Below are 16,483 nucleotides of genomic sequence, written 5' to 3'. Positions count from 1 at the left end.
CGATATGAGCGCCTTCACGCGATGACTACGGCCGCGGAGCATCAATAATCGTTGATCCATTGTCCCGTCAGGACAACTGATCAATGCGGTCAGCCACCCACCGGGCGCAGGATCCACCATCCGCCGAGCACGAGCACCGCGACGTTCACGAGCAGAAACAAACCGACCCAGACGATCGCGGGTATCGGTGAGAGCCTGGCCAATTGGTCGGCGTCCGAGTCCGGTGCCCCGCCTCGCCGCATTCGCTGCCGTTGAAGTTCCACGACCGGGCGTGGTCCGGCAAAGAGGAGGAAGAGCGTCAGGAAGTACGCTGCGGCCACTTGCTGCTCCTGGGTCCCCCACCAGACGAGCCCGAACAACACGGCTCCCACGACTGCAAGTGAGAAGACTCCGTAGAGGTTTCGGATCAGAACCATCATCACCGCGATGACGAATACGCCGATCCACAGCACCGAGACCGCACGCTGCGCGCCCAACAACCCGGCCGCGCCGAGTCCGAGAATCGACGGTCCGACGTACCCCGCGAACGTCATCAGAATGACGCCGAAGCCGGTCGGTTTGCCCGACGAAATCGCGACACCCGACGTATCCGAATGCAGGCGAAGACCTTTCAACCGTCGACCGACCAGGACGGCGACGATCAGGTGAGCACCCTCGTGTGCGATGGTGACGACGTTACGGGCGATCCGCCACAGGTGTGGTTCGAGAACAATGATCACGGCGATCAACGCGGCCAGTTGAACTACCCACGCCGGTGGATTGGGACTGAGCGCCGCCACCCGATCCCACGCGGTTTCGAGCGCGTTCACTCCGCTTGTCCGCGCAGGTATCGGCCGAAGTGCGGGACCGTGAATCCGATGGATCCACGTTCTGCCGAATAGATCAGCCCCTTCTTGATCAGTCCATCGCGTGCCGGCGACAGGGAAGCCGGCTTGCGCCCCAACTCGACGGCGATCTTCGCGGTTGCGACGGGCCCGTCGTCACCGGCGAGATCGGCCATGGCGCGCATGTACTCACGCTCCGCGGGCGTTGCTCGCTCGTACCGCGATCCGAAGAAACCGACAGCGAGTTCTTCCTCAGCCGTCGGCGCGCCGACGCGCACGTCTTCTGCCGTGATCGGACTCGACGCCGCCACATCCCACGTGGCTTTTCCGTAGGCCTGAACGAAGTACGGATACCCGTCAGCCGCTTCGTACAGAGCGTCGAGCGCGGATTCGGTGAACTCGACGTCCTCACGCTCGGCAGGTGCGATCAGCGCCTGATCTGCAGCTTCACGCTCGAGGCGGTCGATCCGGTGGTAGCTGAACAGGCGCTCCGAGTAGCTTTTCGACGCCGACAGCACAGCAGGCAGATGCGGAAGCCCCGCCCCGACGACGATCAACGGTGCCGCGTCCTGACTCAACTCGTGGCAGGCCCCGCAGATCGCCGAGACATCCGCGGCACCGAGGTCCTGCATCTCGTCGATGAAGATGGCGATCCCGACGCCGACATCCCTGGCCAGCGACGACGCGTCGAGCAGCAACTCGACGAGGTCGATCTCGATGTCGCCGCTGTCTGCCCGACCCTTGATCGCGGGTGCATCGATGCCTGGCTGCCAGCGCTCGCGCATTCCCTTGTCCGCAGTGGCGCGTAGGGCAAACGATTTGAGGACTCCGAGGAACTGCTCGACCCGCTCGGGATCGCGATGGGAGACCGCGATCTCTCGGACTGCCATGTGCAGCGCCGACGAGAGTGGGCGTCGTAAATCCTGATCGGGGCGCGCCTCGATCTTGCCGGTCCCCCAACTTCGGGAGATCGCGGCCGAACGCAACTGATTGAGCAGGACGGTCTTGCCGACGCCACGCAAGCCGGTGAGGACAACACTTCGTTCCGGGCGGCCACGCGCAATTCGCTCGAGAACGACGTCGAAGGCGTCGATCTGCTTGTCGCGCCCGGCGAGTTCCGGCGGGCGTTGACCGGCACCGGGGGCATACGGATTGCGCACGGGGTCCATGCCCATCGACGGTACAAGCCGAATAGACGAATATCCCGCTCTCTAGCGCGTGTCCTAGAGAGAACTAGGAACCGCAATATCGGCTCGACCTTGTCGAACCGGGCTCCGGCATCGTCGTCTAACCTTCCAGGCTTGACGCTCGGGCGAAGTCCCCGGCCACGTGGGCCCCAATTGCCCCGGCCAGAATGATTGCCGGATGCGCCGCGGCAAGATAGAGCCCCGACACGCCTTCGGCGAAGCCCAGCAGCGGGCGGCCACCACGCGGGATGGGACGGTCAGCGACTACCGCCTCGATCAGTTCCACTTGGTCACCGTCCACGAGCTGACTGCGGATCGCGTGCAGCGTCGGCCCCGCAAGCTCACGAGCATCTCCGGAGAACCCGGCCGGAACATCTTCAGCCGCAATCAGTGTCGTGTCGTCCAATTGCCGGATCTCGAAATCCGGAGAGGACAGTATTCCGTTCACCAATGGGTGGGGCGTCGAGAATCTGATGAGGCAACACGGGGAGGCGTCGACCTCGACGTCGACTCCCGCCGACGCCGCGAGTCCAGGGATCGCGGTACCCGCAGCGAGCACGGTGGCCGATCCGTAGACGGGACCGTCGGCAGTCATTACTCCGTACACTCTCATGCCCTCCGTGAGCACCCCGCGCGCACTGACATCGGAATACACTGTGGCACCGCACTCTTCGGCACCTCGCAGGAGCGATCGAGCGAACGCAACCGGGTCAACGCCACCGTCATCAGGCGCGTACGCTGCGACCGAGGGGGCCGTCCGCAATCCCGGCTCACGAGCAAGGATTTCCTCTTTACCGATGAGGTCGACGGGATGGCCGAGTGCTCGATGAGCATCTACGAACGCTCGAGTCTCCGCTTCCGTCTCTTCCCAGGTGATCGCGCCTCTGCGGCGCAAACCGATTGGCTCGACGAGTTCGCGCTCCAGGCGGTCGAATTCGACTGCAGCGCCTTGCCGGAACGGATCTGAGTAAGTTTCTGCGGCACTCTTCGAGAGGCCGACCCAGGCAAAGGAGTTGCCGGTCACCCCTCCTGCCACCGAGCCGTGGTCCAGCACCGTGACTCGGAGACCAATGCGCGCCAGGTGATACGCGATCGACGCGCCGACGACACCGGCACCAATCACCAGGATCGGACTGTCGTTTCGGCCATTCGGATGCGTCACCAGTGGACCATATCTGCGAGCCGCAACCTGGATCCACTCAATTTGGATGCGAGGACTTCGGCGGTTAACGGAGGACTAGGCCTGTTCCCGCTCGACGTACATCGGGAACGATACGGTGTGCTCATGCTCTGGCGTTGGTTCGCAGTCGTGATCGTCATCCTCGCTGTTGCCGGCATTTGGCACGTGACCATCCCCGATCGACCAGTTGCCGTAATAGTCGACGCCGAGACGCTGGGGTGCGCGACCCCGTATCCGATCGGCCCGCTCCAGACGACATCAACGGCGACGGTTCCAGACGATTTCGTACCCGTCGCCGCAGTCACGTGCGACCCGTTTGTCAGCGACAACGTGGCAGCCGACCGAACCGTCAGCTTCTCTGCTCATCGTTGGGAGGGCGATTTCAGTCGGGCGGTGGAAATGCTGAACCGCTCGTCCGCGCACAAGACTTGGTTCCCCGAAGGCTGCGGTGACAACTACAGCCTGGCTGTCCTGGACCAATTCTGGTTGGTCGACGATCGAGGCCGAGCAACTCGGCCGGGGTATCCCTCCGATTCGTGTGGACTGCCGAAACCCGGTGGCCTGGCCGCCATCAAGGAACTGACACCGGTCGGCAGTACCGAACACCGAATAGCGTTGTCCGACGACCAGATCTACGAACTGTCGCATTGTCGGCCGGCCTACCGACCAGCCACAACAGGTACCACGGCGCTGACGTCGCTGTCGGCGGGCAGCGTTTTCTGCCGATTCTCCGCCACCGAATTCGTAGGCACATCGTCTACGACGGAAACCTTCGACGGACTTTCACCCGCTCCCGACTGTGACGCGGTGGCCACCGAGGTGGCGTCGACGATCTACGTGGACCGTCCTACGAACGAGGAACGATTACTCACCGTCGAACTCGACGGCTGTCGGCGCGTCATCGCCGACGGATACGCACCGATGCAAGCGTCGGACGAGCTGTTGGTGTCTTTCCGGTAGTGCTGCGCCACAATGCAGTTGATCTCCCGCCCGGATGCGTAGGTCCCGATGTGACCAGTGACAGCCCGCAATCCTGTCAGGCGCCCGGGAACTGAAGGTGCGCCTGGGTCTTTCCCAGAACCGTCTGGCCCTTGTGCATGACGGTGACATCGATACGCACAGTCCGCGTTGTGGAGTCGATCCGCGCGATCTTCGCAGCGATGGAGAGATCAGCACCATCGACGGCATCGACTACGACGGGCCGAGTAAAGCGAGTTTCATACGAGATCACACCGCTCGGGTCACCAACCCAGTCGACGATGGCCTGCAAAGCAATTCCGGCAGTGAGCATTCCGTGCGCCAGAACTCCCGGTAGCCCAGCCGCAGTAGCGATTGCGTCGTTGAAATGGATCGGGTTCATGTCGCCGGAGGCACCGGCGTAGCGAACTAGGTCATCACGAGTGAGGACCAGATCAACCTTCGCGACGATGTCACCAAGGACGAGGTTTCCGAAAACCGGCACGGCGGGTACGGTCATGCGCCTTCTCCTCGCGCCAGCAGGGTCGAGGTGACCGTTGCGACCAAAGCGTCGGTCACGTCGTGGATCTCGGAAACTGTCGACAGGATCGCACTGCCTGCTCGCACTGTCACCCCTGTAATCGTCAGTGTCGTAGACAGGTCATCGCCGGCGACTATCGGACGCTGATGCTCGATCTTCTCGGAAGTATGGACCACACGAGTCGGATCGAGCCCAGTATCCGGCGTGCGCAGCAGTGCCATGATCGCTCGCTGCTGGACAACGGTTGTGAATGTTGTCGGCGCGATGACATCGACGAACCCGGCCTCCCTGGCGAAATCGACATCATGGTGCAAGGGATTGCTCGAACGCACCGCCAGAGCGAACTCGCGAATCTTCTCGCGCCCGACAAGGTACGAAGACGAGGGAAACACCCGGCCGGCGAGCGCTGGGTTCACAGGAGACATCCCGGAATACTAACGGCGGCCGACTTCGGGTTCATTCGTGGCCTGAGGTCTCGTCGGCCCGAGAATGCGATCGAGGAGACGCTCAACCAACTGGGCCGCCAATTCTGCTGTGGCGTAGCCGGGAAGCATCCCCTGGGCGAGCCCGGCGACAGCCGCCAGAATGAGCTCGGCGTCGAGGTCGGGATCCATTGACGGCGCAACCGCGTCCCGATTGGTCACTCGTTGAAGCTGGCCGGAAATGAGCGCTGTCAACTCTCTTGGGGCAGTGAGGGTTTCCTCGGCGGCGATTCCTTGTCCGGTCAGTGCGGCAGCGTGGAAGGCACCGAGAACAATCGCTTCCTCCCGACGTTGTCGATCGAGTGGGAGCATGCCGACAAGGAACGCTGAAATAACCTCGCGGGGTGTCGCTTCCGCGCCAAGAACAGACAACTCCTGCATCAAGCGACCACCCGCATCCTGACGCACAGCTTGATGCGTCGCGAGAAGGAATTCCCGCTTCGTGCCGAAGTAGTACTGCACAAGTCGCACCGAAATCCCAGCCTCGGCAGCAACGGACTGAAATGTCACCGCCGCGAGCCCACCGTCGACAATCACTCGCCGCACCGCATCGGTGATCTCCCGTTGCCTCACTTCATGGTCGACCAGTCGCGGCATGAGGCTGTCCTTCCCCTTTCGAATGGATGACTTTGACTCGTTAATGATACGCACGTACCGCATTAGTGATACGGTCATACCATCAAAATTGAATGCAGCGAGAGGGAGGCTCATGCCGAAGATCGGACGATTCAAGAACGAGTCATCAAAGCAGGCGTACGAGAGCATCTACCGAGAACTGGAAGGCACCTGGCCGGTTCCGTCGACACAACTCGACGTGCCGACATCGTTCGGAACCACCCATGTCCGTAGTTCGGGGACCGGCACGGAAACGCCGATCGTCCTGGTGCACTCTCTCGGGGCCAACTGTCTGCAATGGCACATCGTCATCGAGGACCTGTGCCGAGACCGAGTCGTGTACGCAATGGACACGATCGGCACACCAGGCCGCAGTGTCCAGACTTCTCCATTGACCGGGGAATCCGACTTCGCCACCTGGATCAGCGAGGTATTGAACGAACTCAAGGTCGATCGCGTCCACCTGGTCGGCTACTCGCAGGGCGCGTGGCACGCCGTTCTCGTAGCACTGCACGCCCCTGAACGACTGGCGAGTGTGACGCTCATCGAGCCGGGCGGAGTCTTCGACAAGCCCTCGTGGCGCGTACTGCTGAAGATGGTCCGCGCCGGTATACGCCGCACCGACAAAAATATTCGCAAACTCAACGATTGGCTGTCCCCCGGGTACGTTCTCGGCGACCTCGAGTTCGCCCTCGCCAAGGAAGCACTGAATTATCGGCCCGGTGTGGGGTGGGCACGAATGCTCAAAGATGCAGAAGTGCAGTCGATCTCGGTTCCAATGCTCGTAATCTCCGGCGCCGAGACGGTGGTCTCCAACCCCGAGCAGGTGGCCGCGAGGTTAGCTGATCTTGTACCTGAAGCCGAAGTGGAGATTTATGCCGGAACCGGCCACGGAATCCTGGGACACATACCTGATCGGGTAATTCCCCGACTCATGAAGTTCGTCCGCAATCATGACGACGCGAAGCGGACGTGATCTCGCGGACCAGCCGCCGACAAGGTAGTGATGAAGCCGGTCAATCAGCCGGCCAAGGCGGTACAACTGACAGATGAGAACATTCCTCTCCGACCGCCGCGGTCAGGTAATGGTGGCCGTTGCCGCCGCCATTTTGGTCGTAGCGGGAGGTCTGTGGTGGACGAAGACCATCTCCTTCACCGAAACTGCAGTAGTTCAGTTCAGTAGTAATCGAACCGGACTCTACGACGGGTCCCCGCGCGATGCGTACATCAGCGAACGGGAAGCCTCCAACGGCATGTCTGTTCCTGCTGAAAAACTCGCGCAGATACTCGGCGGCAGTGCTTCCGACTACGAGTCCGATCTGACGATCACAGATGCGGACGTACCTGGGCTCGCGGTGACGGCCCGAGGTCGAACCCCTAGCGCTGCCCGAGCATTGGCGACCGACGCCGCCGAAGCTCTCTGTTCGATGTTCGAAGAAGCCAACGCAATGACTTCCGGAGGGTTCACGTTCACCGTCGTTCCACCCGGGAACTGACGGATCTATGGTCAGTAGCGCGGCTGCACCAGGTTTATGCCTGTTCCCGCTCGGCGGCGAGGGCGACCGCCTGTTCAAAGGTATGGACGAGCACTGCACGTCGAGCGACCTTGTGATCCTCGTCCGGTTCGAGTTCGTCAATGTAGCCATCCCACACGCGCAGATATCGATCGCGCCAGTCGATCAGCACTTGCGTCGATGGAAACGTCACACCGACTCGTTTCGTCTGGGCAATATCGGTGAGGATCTCGAGCCACGCCGGCACCATCTCCCCGCCCCATTCATCCGGCTCCAGACTCGAATCGTCTTCGAACTCGGCAGTGATGTCGTCCACGATTCGACCGGTCAGGGCCCCCAACCCATCCGCGACGGTGTCACTGTCAAAGTTCCCCGGACCCCAGACTCCCACAAGCCCTCCCATATCGATTGCGGATAAATTCAGGTCGACAGTCGCGTTCCCGTCGCAGCAGGCCGTGAGCGTGCTCGCAGTCGCAGGTCGGCAATTGCAAATTGGAGAATCTGCCGCCCGCTCAGTCAGAGCTTGCGGTCATTGGCGCCCGCCCAAATCGGACTGTCGACTATCTTCCGAAACTTCGGCGACCCACCGATTGCTGAAATTTTGAGCATCAACCAGTTCCAGATTCTCACAGCCACCTCCGCGTCGTATTTCACCGTCAACACTAACCGACCGACGGGACTCTTTTGGCTACCGGTACACCACTATGCGTCGACCAGTTAGATCAGGTGTGAACTCGAACTGGCGTAACAGATCGCCGGGAACTGAAGGAGCGCTTGGGTCTTTCCCAGAACCGTCTGGCCCTTTGTGCGTGACGGCGATTGGTTCTGGGTGCATCGATCCGGTCGGAAGCACTGCGATGTTGTCGGCACACGGAATTGCGCTCGGTGGAGATCGAGGATCCGTATCCACGGGTGTCGCAGGCAATTCCTGAAGATTCGTAGGGGAATTAGCTGCGCATCGCCACCCCCAACAGCGATTCCGTCGATCGTGTAACAACCACACGAAGAACAGCCATCGATCTCCGAAAGGAAGACTGATCCGGCGAGACCGCAAGGTAGTGTCACATCTGCCCAGCAAAACTCGCCACGATCTCGAGAAGACGGTCGGCTCTGCCAACTGCCACCGCTGACGTTACGACGTTGCTGGGCAGGTGTTTACGAAGAAGGATTTCGCACGCGGGGTACCGATCGCTGATGGGACTGATCACCCCTTCTCTGAAAGATGTTGGTAACGAATCGAACCCCGAGCATAGAGGTGCAACGATTGGGCGAGTTGATTCAACGCCCCCGGTGTGCGATCTATCTATTTGCGCCAATCATCCTCGGTAACGGTTTAATTCGCCGAACGGGGCCGGGTACTGCAATAGCTGGTCGAGTATTCGATCACGCGTCTTACGCTAAGGAAGGACCGAGAACATGACTGAGGTAATTTCGTGGATTGTCCAGAATCCGATTGGTGCCGTCGTCGCGTTTGTTGCCGACATCGCAATATTGACGATGTCGTCTGTCGCGGGATACTCGTAACCGAATCCGCCCGTCCTTCACGGTATTCCTAAGTCGAGGAACTACATTCGAAACGCAGAGGGCAACCAACCGCAGCGTACCGTCGGCGCTCGTCACTGACCTTTCGTGGCCTCATATGCCCAACTGCGCCGGGTCCGTACTGACGTCCCTCGTGTCGAGTGTCATACCACCAGTTTCAATCAATCACGCCATCACTACTCAGGAGGAATCACAATGGGTTCGATCAACGCATTCAACGAATGGGTCAACCAAGCTACGTATGCGGGCGACCCGTTTGCCACCGCCATAGCGATCGTCCAGTTCTTCGCGGTGAGTCTCGTCAACCTGTTCACCGGCGGCCCCATTCTTTAAAGGAGCCCACTCGGTTCCACTTCTGCTCGGCGTCCATCGCAGCCTGTTCTTCGGCTGTACAGCTCCGCGCGAAGGGGGCCGGGACATCGCTGACGAGCATGATGCGTAGTTCGGCCTCGCGGATGGTCAGTGAACGCAGTTTTGGACGGTCGATCAGGACGAGTCGCCATCGGAGCGAATGAACACCGAAGTGCCCAAGCATGTTCGACGCTTGGGCACTGTCGGGCTTGTTACCCGTCAGTCGGGGTGGGCTCGGGGTTTTCCTGGATGTATCGCAGATTGCGAACCCGTACGCTATCGCAATGGACTTGATGGTCTGGATCGTCACGACGCCATTTCTTGCGGCAGCACTGGCGGGTGTGATGCGACGAACGCTGGGGACGAGAGTCGGATGGCCACGAACACTTCTGGTCGCGGTGATAGCGCTCTCGGTGGGTGTCCCCCTGTCTGGCTACGCCGCGACATTCGCAGGAATTGCCAGCCAGGACGATCAACTTCTGGTGAGCGTGGGAGTAGCGCTCACGTTCTTCGGAGTTGTCGCACTCTGGGTATTCGCGGCGTGCCTGGCAGTACTGGTCTTCCTCGAAGTTGTCCTTCCAACGGGGTCCATACCCGGCCCGCCAGAAGCATTGCAGCGCAGCCGAAAATCGTGGCGCCGAACGAAGCGGTACGTCCAGATCATGGGCATCGTCGTGCGAGCGGGAGGCGGGCCCGCTCTCCGTGCTGGGCCATCAGCGCCTCAGTTCGGGGATGCACTGGTGGAAGTAATCAACCGGTGCGGTGTCACTTTCGTCAAGTTGGGACAGATCCTCGGCACGCGAGACGACCTCATACCACCCGAGTTGGCTCACACCCTCTCTTCTCTGCAAAGTTCGGCACGCCCGGCTGATCCCGACCGTATCGCGGAGCTACTGGCATCGGAACTCGGCGACGCGCCAGAGTCGGTGTTCGCGTCGTTCGATGTGGAGCCGTTCGCCGCCGCCTCTGTCGCACAGGTACATTCCGCGCGCACCGTTGAAGGCGTCGACGTTGTGGTGAAGGTTCAACGTCCCGAGGCGAGCGCACAAGTGAGCGTGGATTGCGATATCTTCCTTCGCGTTTCGGCGCTCGCGGAGACCCGTTTTCCCTGGGCACGCGATATCGGAGTTCATCGACTCGCCGGGGGCCTCGTCACGTCACTACTCGAGGAACTCGACTACCGCACCGAATCAGCGAATACCGGCGCGATTTCTTCCACCATGTCGAACCGCCCGGATATCGTCGTTCCGCACATCTACCCCAACCTCAGTAGTGGACGGGTGCTCGTGATGGAACGGCTTCACGGCACACCGCTCTCCGACGGTGAGGCCGCGCTCACCGGCCTCGACCGCGACACCCGCAGCAGCGTCGCCAACGAACTTCTTGCGTCGTTGCTCGACGGGATCTTTGTCCACGGGGTGTTTCACGCGGACCTTCACCCCGGCAACATCATGATCCTCGATGACGGCCGGGTCGGGCTCCTCGACTTCGGCGCAGTAGGGGTTCTGGACGGCGAGACACGGATCTTGTTCGCCGTGCTCCTCAACGCTGCCCTCGCAGGTGATCCGGTGGCGACAGTCGACGCGATGCTGATGGCATTCGACGTACCGCCCGAAGTTGATCGCGGAGCACTACGTCACCAGGTGGGCCGAGAGATCACCCTGCTCAGTGTCCAACCCAATGTTTCCATGGCATCGTTCGCGCGAATGTTCACCGTGCTTCGAGAACACCGAATCGGAGTGCCGGGAGACGTCGCCGCCGCTTTCCGTTCGCTCGCGTCTTTGGAGCGCGCCCTCCGGCTCCTGGATCCGCAGATCGACCTCGTCGCTGCTGTTCGGGCCGAAGTACCCCGACTGTTGACCCAGGTCGCCAGCCCGACTGCAGCCGCGCAGGCAATCCTGTCGACGACGGCGGTCACAACCGCGGTGGTCAGGCGCCTGCCTGGTCAGCTCGACCAGATCGCGACCTCGATCGCGTCGGGAAGCTTCACACTTCGCACTCGCTCGGTCGCACACCCCGACGACAGGCGATGGCTACGACGGTCGGCGAACAACGCCCTGGGTATGGCGGCGGGAGTGACCGCGCTGATTGTCGCGGCGATCCTGCTGTTCGTGCCTGGCGGACCACAACTCACACCTCAGCTGTCGGGCTATGCACTCGTGAGTGCGGTACTGGGCTTCGTCGGCGTCGTTCTGTGCATGCGGACCGTGTTCCGTTTGTTCACGCTCGACAACAGGTAACCGAGAACTGATCTTCATCGCTTGATCTCGATGTCGTCGAAGTCGAGCGCCAGGAGCGTCGGGCGCGAGAGAACGCGGCCGCCTGGCCCTCTCGGGAGCACACGTCGTCGAGTGGGAAACGTGAGGCCGTCGAACTCGCGATGCTGGTCGCAGTAGAGAGCAGCTTTCGCCCAGTTGCCTACCGGTTCGGCGACGAAGTCGTGACGGCGGATGAGGCCACCGTTGTCGACATAGAAAGTCTGCTGCCGGCAATGGGTATCGATCGCCGGCGCGAACGTTGCCTGAAGTCGTCGCCATTGCTGCCCGGATTCCTGCCAAGGTTCGGCTTCGGCGACAGTGATGTCGTCGCGGGCGAGCAGCAGCGGTGCCGTCAGATAGTTCCAAAAGGCGTAGCCGGCGAAGTAAGCGGTGTCGAGTGCGTCCCAGTGGAGGTTGCGCCGGACTCCACTCAACCCGAAAAACGCTGAACGTGGGTTGGTTCGACTCCCGAGTTCTTCGCCGTCACGAGTTCCGATCCGCACGACGCCCTTGTCGAACACAGCGCACTCGCCGACACGCGGAAAGTCTTGGAGGACAGTGCGTTGCTCGGCGACTTCAACCTCGACCGTGAACTTCGCCAACTTGTTGCCTGGGAAGCGCTGAGGCAGCAGACCGCCCAAACGTCCCCGTGCCGTGATCGCTAAAACGGACTGCCAATGTTCGACTCCGCCATGTGCGGTGAGGACTTCATCGAGTAGTTCGTTCATATGTCGACGCTCTCCGTCCCCCGACGGAACTGTGGAAATCAGCGATCAGACGGACGCGTAGTTGTAGTTGCGTTCCTCCCGCGGTACCACTGCCACCCCGCGGTGATGATGACAGCGCCGGCAAGGGACCCGAGGATGCCGCTCGGGCGCAATGATAATCCGTCGCCTGCAATCAAACTCACGAGCAATCCGCCGACCAGCGAACCACCGATTCCCGCGATGAACGCGAAGGTCCAGTCCACTCGTGCGGTCGTTTTCCCCAGAATCAGCTGGGCTCCCGCTCCGATGACGATCCCGAACAGGAGTATTCCGATGATGAGCATGAGACAAGGCCCTTTCGTGGAGTGACGACGCAAGGCGCGAACGACTTACTCTGCACCATCTTTCCGGTATGTCTCTTATGTCGTGGTGAAATCCGTGTGAAAGATCGTCGTCGCCCATTCCACGTTGCTAGGTCGATGCCAGTGTCGTCGCCCAGCGGTAGTCCGCCTTACCGGCCGGGGTTCGCTTGACTTCATCGACAAGCACGATCGTGCGCGGCACCTTGTATCCGGCCAACGTCTTGCGGCAATGTTCCTGTACCGCTTCGAGAGTCAGCTCGTCGGATCCGGGGTAGGTCGCTATCACCGCTGCGACCTGCTGCCCCATGCGCGCATCGGGGGCTGGGACAACGAGCGCGTCGGAGATCGCCGGATGTGCGTGAAGGGCAGCCTCGACCTCTTCGGCGAAGACCTTCTCGCCACCGGTGTTGATGCACTGCGAGCCACGCCCCAGGAAGACAATGGTGCCGTCTGCTTCCACCTTGCCCATGTCGCCGAGCACCGAAAGGCGGGTGCCGTCGGCGCGGGTCGGGAACGTGCGGGCGGTCTTCTCTTCGTCCTTGTAGTACCCGAGCGGGACGTTTCCGATGCGCGCGATGTAGCCCACGTCGTCGGAGCCCGCTGGAATCTCTTCGAGGCGCTCGTCGACCAGAATCATGTTCGGCGAGGGCGGCATTCGCAGATTGCCCGCCTCGTCGATGGAGAAGGCGCCGTCGTTACCGGACTCGGAGGCTCCGAAGTTATCCCGCAGCAGCAGGTCCGGCTTCACCGCCAGCATGCGATCCCGCACGCTGGTGGACCAGATCGCGCCACCCGAGGTGATCGAGAACAGGGTGCTGAAATCGACCTCGTCTTTGCGTCGTTCCATCTCGTCGACCAACGGCAGTCCCATGCCGTCGCCGACGATCAAGATCACCTGTACCGAATCCTTCTCGATCGCTTCGACGACCTTCTCCGCGTCGAACTCGCGTCGTAAAACAACTCGCGCACCGAGGGTGAGGAAGGTGAACAGCGAGTACAACGCGGCGCCATGCATCAGCGGGGCAGCAATGAGGAACGAGAGTTCCGGAAATTCCTTTGCAGCACTGGCAATCTCGGCGAGGTCCTGTCGCGCTCCCTCACCGTACGGATTGCCGCCGGAGAGCGGCTTACGGAAGAAGTCGTCATGACGCCACATGACACCCTTCGGGTATCCGGTGGTCCCGCCGGTGTAGAGGAGGTACACGTCGTCGCCAGAACGAGCGTCGAACTCCCCCACTGGAGACTGTTCACGAGCGTCGTCGAACGAAACCACAGAAACTTCATGCGCTTTTGCTGCTGCGACCAGTTCGGCGTCGACCTCGCCGATCACGATCACCGTCTTCACCTTCGGGCATGCACCGAAGAGGGAAGCAAGGACACGCTGATGCTCGGGGAGTTCCACGACCACCGCGACCGAGTCGGAGTTGGTGAAGATGTACTCGAGCTCCGCGGGTGTGTACCGGTAGTTCACGTTGATCGGGACCGCACGGATCTTGATCAACCCGAGGATCGACGTGACATGTTCGACGCTGTTCTTCAGGAACAGGGCTACATGATCGCCGCGCGAGATGCCGGCTTGCGCGAACAGGTTGGCCGTTCGGTTAGCCTCCGCATCCAACTGAGAGTAGGAGAAGTTCTCTCCCTCGTAAGTCAATGCAACGCGATCAGGGACTGAGCCGGCAACGGTCTCGAATATGTCAGCAAGATTGAACTGCATTGTCTTTCCTTTCAGAGTCCGCGCCGCGACATCGAGGCAGATAACCCTGAATCTAGAACACGTTCCATGTCGCCGGAGGTAAAACGGAACGATTAGCTGATCATTACCTGGACCTGACCTTTATCGGTGCGGCGACGGCCGAGGCTGCCCCACCCGACATCCACTCGGCGAGCAAGGTCTGCCACGACCCGCAATGGCAGCGCAGGTAGGTGACCGTCCCCTCGCTGGTTCGGTGCCGGGATTCGACCTCCCAGCGATGGATGCAACCGATCGGCGTGATCTCTGTTTTCTTCATGCAACGAGCATGATGTAATGGCATTGTGCATCTCAACCCTTACGGCGAATATGCGGTGACGCTGGCCGCCGACCTGGCCAATCGAAACCCCGAGACCTTGGCCGAACTCGTCGAACGCTGCGTCGATGCAGGCATCATTCTCGATTTCCCCATCGCCGAGAAGGACCTCGACGAGACCCTCGACCTTCTGATCGAGTGGTCGAAAATCGTCGACGTCACGGAGGAGGCAGCCCGCGCCGAACTGGTGAACGTCATGCTCGAGCAAGCGTCGGCGTATCCGCGCATGACCAACCACGCGAACGACGGCTGGCATCTGCACTACCGCGATCCCCAACAGTCGCTCGCCGAGGTCCTCAAGGCACTCTTCTCGGTAGGCACGGCGCTACACCTCGTCGGCCGCGGCATGCACCGATTAGGTCGATGCACCCTGGACGAGTGCACCAACATCTACGCGGACACCTCCCGCAACGGCAATCAGCGGTACTGCTCCCCCACGTGCGCGAACCGCGACGCGGTGCGGCGTCATCGTGCACGCAAGTGAGTTGCACCTACTACGACGTGGGACCCACTACCTCGAAATCCGAGCCACCTTGGTACTCGAACTGAAAGCTACCGCCGCTGCTTCCCGAGCTGATCCGATTCCACGCGTCGATCAAGTCCTGAACCGTGTTGTATCCCAGATCCTCCAAAGATCCTGAGAGACTTCCGGTTCCCGCGCCCTCGAACCAGCCGCCGACCACGACTGCCTGCGGAATCGCGATAGTGGGGTTGGTCGGATCGAGCAGTCGAACGCATGCTCCCGCAACGGCGTAAACCCCGGCCGGCAGATTACCGACGGTCCGCGTGATCGTCTGCCCAGGCGAAACGGCAAACAGATCGAGGATGTTACTGACGGTCGGGTACACCAACACGCCAGGCTGGAGCAGCTTTGCCGGATCGCGAATCACGTCGGGGACATCCCTGGCATTGAGGATCGCCACCGTGCAGTTGATGAAGCTGAACCGCGGGTTCGGGTTGGTGATGGTGAAGGTGATCGCATTGTCCGCTGCGCTCACCGATACCGGAGGCGGAAGAATCGCTGGTGCTGCCGACGCCGTCGCCGGAGTCATGACAACCAGTCCCACGACGGCGGCGGACGCCGCGACAATGCTTCCGAGAGCGCGTTTGAATCCACGACTTCGCATTTCCGAACCTCCAGGCAAGTCGGTCAGATCACCAGATGCATGAAGAATAGACCGCTCAGTCGGAAAATTGGGGAGACAGGCAGCGAGCTACCCGAAAAGCCCTTCGAGGCTGCCGCTACCGAACAGGTCGCTCAGGCTTCCGGTATTGATGCCGCTGAACGGTCCACCGATGACAACGAGGCTCGGCACGCCAGGAACGGGCTTACCCAACGTCTCGAGATCGAGAAGATCGGAGCAGGCACCGAGCACGGCGTAGGTTCCGTCCGGAACATCGGTCACGGTATCGGTGACCGTCTGCCCCTTGCCCACGTCGAACAGCGAGGCCGGATCGGTGATCTTGGGGTACACCACAAGGTTCGGATCAAGCAGTTTCAGCGGATCATCAAGCACAGCAGCAGAATCCGCGGCGTTGACGACAAACGCCTGGCACAACGGGGCAATTCCGGTGTTGTTGTTCGTGATCGTCAGCGCCAGATCGTTTCCGGTCACCTTGTACGAGACGACCGGGGGGACCACCTCGGCCGACGCAGTCGCAGGATTGACCATCGCGACGCCTGCCGCGGTTGCAGCGGCGACTGCCACGGTTCCCACTGCGCGACGTACTCCACTCGTGCCCAGCTTCATCGAGGATCCTTTCGTACTGCGCCTTGAGTTCGGCAACAGTGCGCAGCCTAGATCGGATCTAGCGCCCGAAATGGCCCAATTGCACCGCCGGGAGGGCATGCCCGAAAGATCGGGACAAACGTCCCCTTCTCGAAGAGCTAGCT

19 protein-coding genes are annotated in these 16,483 nt (G+C 61.2%); 6 read left to right on the top strand and 13 right to left on the bottom strand.

Annotated elements, in window-relative coordinates; genetic code table 11:
• Nucleotides 1-89 precede the first annotated feature (89 nt).
• The 3 genes from RE4_RS02195 to RE4_RS02185 all read right to left on the bottom strand — a co-directional run bounded on the left by RE4_RS02195 (nt 90) and on the right by RE4_RS02185 (nt 3,173).
• Entirely contained in the window at nt 90-809 is a 720-nt protein-coding gene (locus tag RE4_RS02195) for a M50 family metallopeptidase (RefSeq protein ID WP_003940327.1), read from the bottom strand.
• Complete coding sequence (locus RE4_RS02190) at nt 806-1,993, bottom strand: ATP-binding protein (RefSeq protein ID WP_007729973.1); 1,188 nt, start codon at nt 1,991-1,993, stop codon at nt 806-808. Before RE4_RS02190 ends, RE4_RS02195 begins: the two co-directional genes overlap by 4 nt.
• Before the next feature lie 118 nt (nt 1,994-2,111).
• Nucleotides 2,112-3,173 carry an NAD(P)/FAD-dependent oxidoreductase gene (locus RE4_RS02185; RefSeq protein ID WP_060937908.1) on the bottom strand — a complete coding sequence of 354 codons (1,062 nt, stop codon included), beginning with the start codon at nt 3,171-3,173 and terminating at the stop codon, nt 2,112-2,114.
• A gap of 123 nt (nt 3,174-3,296) precedes the next feature.
• Between RE4_RS02185 and RE4_RS02180 the strand changes: the two genes are divergently transcribed.
• The gene (locus RE4_RS02180) at nt 3,297-4,151 is read left to right on the top strand and encodes a hypothetical protein (protein ID WP_019745535.1); all 855 of its coding nucleotides are present in this window, start codon (nt 3,297-3,299) and stop codon (nt 4,149-4,151) included.
• A gap of 76 nt (nt 4,152-4,227) precedes the next feature.
• Here the strand turns inward: RE4_RS02180 and RE4_RS02175 are convergent, their stop codons facing one another.
• From RE4_RS02175 to RE4_RS02165, 3 genes are read right to left on the bottom strand one after another with little or no spacing between them, the layout of a single operon-like run.
• Nucleotides 4,228-4,668 (bottom strand): MaoC/PaaZ C-terminal domain-containing protein, encoded by a 441-nt coding sequence (locus RE4_RS02175; protein ID WP_060937907.1) that lies wholly within the window; start codon nt 4,666-4,668, stop codon nt 4,228-4,230.
• Nucleotides 4,665-5,114, bottom strand: coding sequence for an FAS1-like dehydratase domain-containing protein (locus RE4_RS02170; RefSeq protein WP_060937906.1), 450 nt, complete (start codon nt 5,112-5,114; stop codon nt 4,665-4,667). Before RE4_RS02170 ends, RE4_RS02175 begins: the two co-directional genes overlap by 4 nt.
• 9 nt (nt 5,115-5,123) lie before the next feature.
• Nucleotides 5,124-5,768, bottom strand: a complete 645-nt coding sequence (locus tag RE4_RS02165; protein WP_060937905.1) for a TetR/AcrR family transcriptional regulator — start codon at nt 5,766-5,768, stop codon at nt 5,124-5,126.
• 112 nt (nt 5,769-5,880) lie between these two features.
• Between RE4_RS02165 and RE4_RS02160 the strand changes: the two genes are divergently transcribed.
• Together RE4_RS02160 and RE4_RS02155 are read left to right on the top strand one after the other, a co-directional pair.
• Nucleotides 5,881-6,762, top strand: a complete 882-nt coding sequence (locus tag RE4_RS02160; RefSeq protein ID WP_060937904.1) for an alpha/beta fold hydrolase — start codon at nt 5,881-5,883, stop codon at nt 6,760-6,762.
• 73 nt (nt 6,763-6,835) lie between these two features.
• Complete coding sequence (locus RE4_RS02155; RefSeq protein ID WP_127160022.1) at nt 6,836-7,282, top strand: hypothetical protein; 447 nt, start codon at nt 6,836-6,838, stop codon at nt 7,280-7,282.
• A gap of 34 nt (nt 7,283-7,316) precedes the next feature.
• On the opposite strand, the gene RE4_RS02150 is transcribed toward RE4_RS02155, so the two are convergent.
• Nucleotides 7,317-7,616: a DUF4259 domain-containing protein gene (locus RE4_RS02150; RefSeq protein WP_223304584.1), complete on the bottom strand. Its 300-nt coding sequence runs from the start codon at nt 7,614-7,616 to the stop codon at nt 7,317-7,319.
• Between the two features lie 1,421 nt (nt 7,617-9,037).
• Here RE4_RS02150 and RE4_RS30975 point away from each other — a divergent pair.
• Together RE4_RS30975 and RE4_RS02140 are read left to right on the top strand one after the other, a co-directional pair.
• Nucleotides 9,038-9,175, top strand: a complete 138-nt coding sequence (locus tag RE4_RS30975) for a hypothetical protein (protein ID WP_021345701.1) — start codon at nt 9,038-9,040, stop codon at nt 9,173-9,175.
• Between the two features lie 302 nt (nt 9,176-9,477).
• Nucleotides 9,478-11,433 (top strand): ABC1 kinase family protein, encoded by a 1,956-nt coding sequence (locus tag RE4_RS02140; RefSeq protein ID WP_238076595.1) that lies wholly within the window; start codon nt 9,478-9,480, stop codon nt 11,431-11,433.
• A gap of 14 nt (nt 11,434-11,447) precedes the next feature.
• Here RE4_RS02140 and RE4_RS02135 read toward each other — a convergent pair whose 3' ends face one another.
• From RE4_RS02135 to RE4_RS02120, 4 genes are all read right to left on the bottom strand, one after another.
• Entirely contained in the window at nt 11,448-12,179 is a 732-nt protein-coding gene (locus tag RE4_RS02135) for a hypothetical protein (protein ID WP_060937901.1), read from the bottom strand.
• Between the two features lie 38 nt (nt 12,180-12,217).
• Nucleotides 12,218-12,502: a hypothetical protein gene (locus RE4_RS02130; protein WP_003939785.1), complete on the bottom strand. Its 285-nt coding sequence runs from the start codon at nt 12,500-12,502 to the stop codon at nt 12,218-12,220.
• Between the two features lie 127 nt (nt 12,503-12,629).
• Nucleotides 12,630-14,237, bottom strand: a complete 1,608-nt coding sequence (locus RE4_RS02125) for an AMP-binding protein (protein ID WP_020909321.1) — start codon at nt 14,235-14,237, stop codon at nt 12,630-12,632.
• A gap of 103 nt (nt 14,238-14,340) precedes the next feature.
• Nucleotides 14,341-14,532, bottom strand: a complete 192-nt coding sequence (locus RE4_RS02120) for a hypothetical protein (protein WP_021331840.1) — start codon at nt 14,530-14,532, stop codon at nt 14,341-14,343.
• A 25-nt stretch (nt 14,533-14,557) separates the two neighbouring features.
• Between RE4_RS02120 and RE4_RS02115 the strand changes: the two genes are divergently transcribed.
• Nucleotides 14,558-15,073 (top strand): CGNR zinc finger domain-containing protein, encoded by a 516-nt coding sequence (locus tag RE4_RS02115; protein WP_003940315.1) that lies wholly within the window; start codon nt 14,558-14,560, stop codon nt 15,071-15,073.
• 10 nt (nt 15,074-15,083) lie between these two features.
• On the opposite strand, the gene RE4_RS02110 is transcribed toward RE4_RS02115, so the two are convergent.
• Together RE4_RS02110 and RE4_RS02105 are read right to left on the bottom strand one after the other, a co-directional pair.
• Nucleotides 15,084-15,716: a hypothetical protein gene (locus RE4_RS02110; RefSeq protein WP_003940176.1), complete on the bottom strand. Its 633-nt coding sequence runs from the start codon at nt 15,714-15,716 to the stop codon at nt 15,084-15,086.
• 87 nt (nt 15,717-15,803) lie between these two features.
• Nucleotides 15,804-16,340: a hypothetical protein gene (locus tag RE4_RS02105; protein ID WP_238076596.1), complete on the bottom strand. Its 537-nt coding sequence runs from the start codon at nt 16,338-16,340 to the stop codon at nt 15,804-15,806.
• Nucleotides 16,341-16,483 lie beyond the last annotated feature (143 nt).

The organism is Rhodococcus erythropolis NBRC 15567 (assembly GCF_001552595.1).
Lineage (GTDB): Bacteria > Actinomycetota > Actinomycetes > Mycobacteriales > Mycobacteriaceae > Rhodococcus_F > Rhodococcus_F erythropolis.
This window is presented reverse-complemented; position numbering and strand designations above follow the sequence as displayed.

Coding starts and splice junctions, on each gene's coding strand:
- RE4_RS02190 (WP_007729973.1), bottom strand. CDS start 1,993: ATGGACCCCGTGCGCAATCCGTATGCCCCCGGTGCCGGTCAACGCCCG.
- RE4_RS02180 (WP_019745535.1), top strand. CDS start 3,297: ATGCTCTGGCGTTGGTTCGCAGTCGTGATCGTCATCCTCGCTGTTGCC.
- RE4_RS02175 (WP_060937907.1), bottom strand. CDS start 4,668: ATGACCGTACCCGCCGTGCCGGTTTTCGGAAACCTCGTCCTTGGTGAC.
- RE4_RS02170 (WP_060937906.1), bottom strand. CDS start 5,114: ATGTCTCCTGTGAACCCAGCGCTCGCCGGCCGGGTGTTTCCCTCGTCT.
- RE4_RS02165 (WP_060937905.1), bottom strand. CDS start 5,768: ATGCCGCGACTGGTCGACCATGAAGTGAGGCAACGGGAGATCACCGAT.
- RE4_RS02160 (WP_060937904.1), top strand. CDS start 5,881: ATGCCGAAGATCGGACGATTCAAGAACGAGTCATCAAAGCAGGCGTAC.
- RE4_RS02155 (WP_127160022.1), top strand. CDS start 6,836: ATGAGAACATTCCTCTCCGACCGCCGCGGTCAGGTAATGGTGGCCGTT.
- RE4_RS30975 (WP_021345701.1), top strand. CDS start 9,038: ATGGGTTCGATCAACGCATTCAACGAATGGGTCAACCAAGCTACGTAT.
- RE4_RS02140 (WP_238076595.1), top strand. CDS start 9,478: ATGGACTTGATGGTCTGGATCGTCACGACGCCATTTCTTGCGGCAGCA.
- RE4_RS02135 (WP_060937901.1), bottom strand. CDS start 12,179: ATGAACGAACTACTCGATGAAGTCCTCACCGCACATGGCGGAGTCGAA.
- RE4_RS02130 (WP_003939785.1), bottom strand. CDS start 12,502: ATGCTCATCATCGGAATACTCCTGTTCGGGATCGTCATCGGAGCGGGA.
- RE4_RS02125 (WP_020909321.1), bottom strand. CDS start 14,237: ATGCAGTTCAATCTTGCTGACATATTCGAGACCGTTGCCGGCTCAGTC.
- RE4_RS02120 (WP_021331840.1), bottom strand. CDS start 14,532: ATGAAGAAAACAGAGATCACGCCGATCGGTTGCATCCATCGCTGGGAG.
- RE4_RS02110 (WP_003940176.1), bottom strand. CDS start 15,716: ATGCGAAGTCGTGGATTCAAACGCGCTCTCGGAAGCATTGTCGCGGCG.
- RE4_RS02105 (WP_238076596.1), bottom strand. CDS start 16,340: ATGAAGCTGGGCACGAGTGGAGTACGTCGCGCAGTGGGAACCGTGGCA.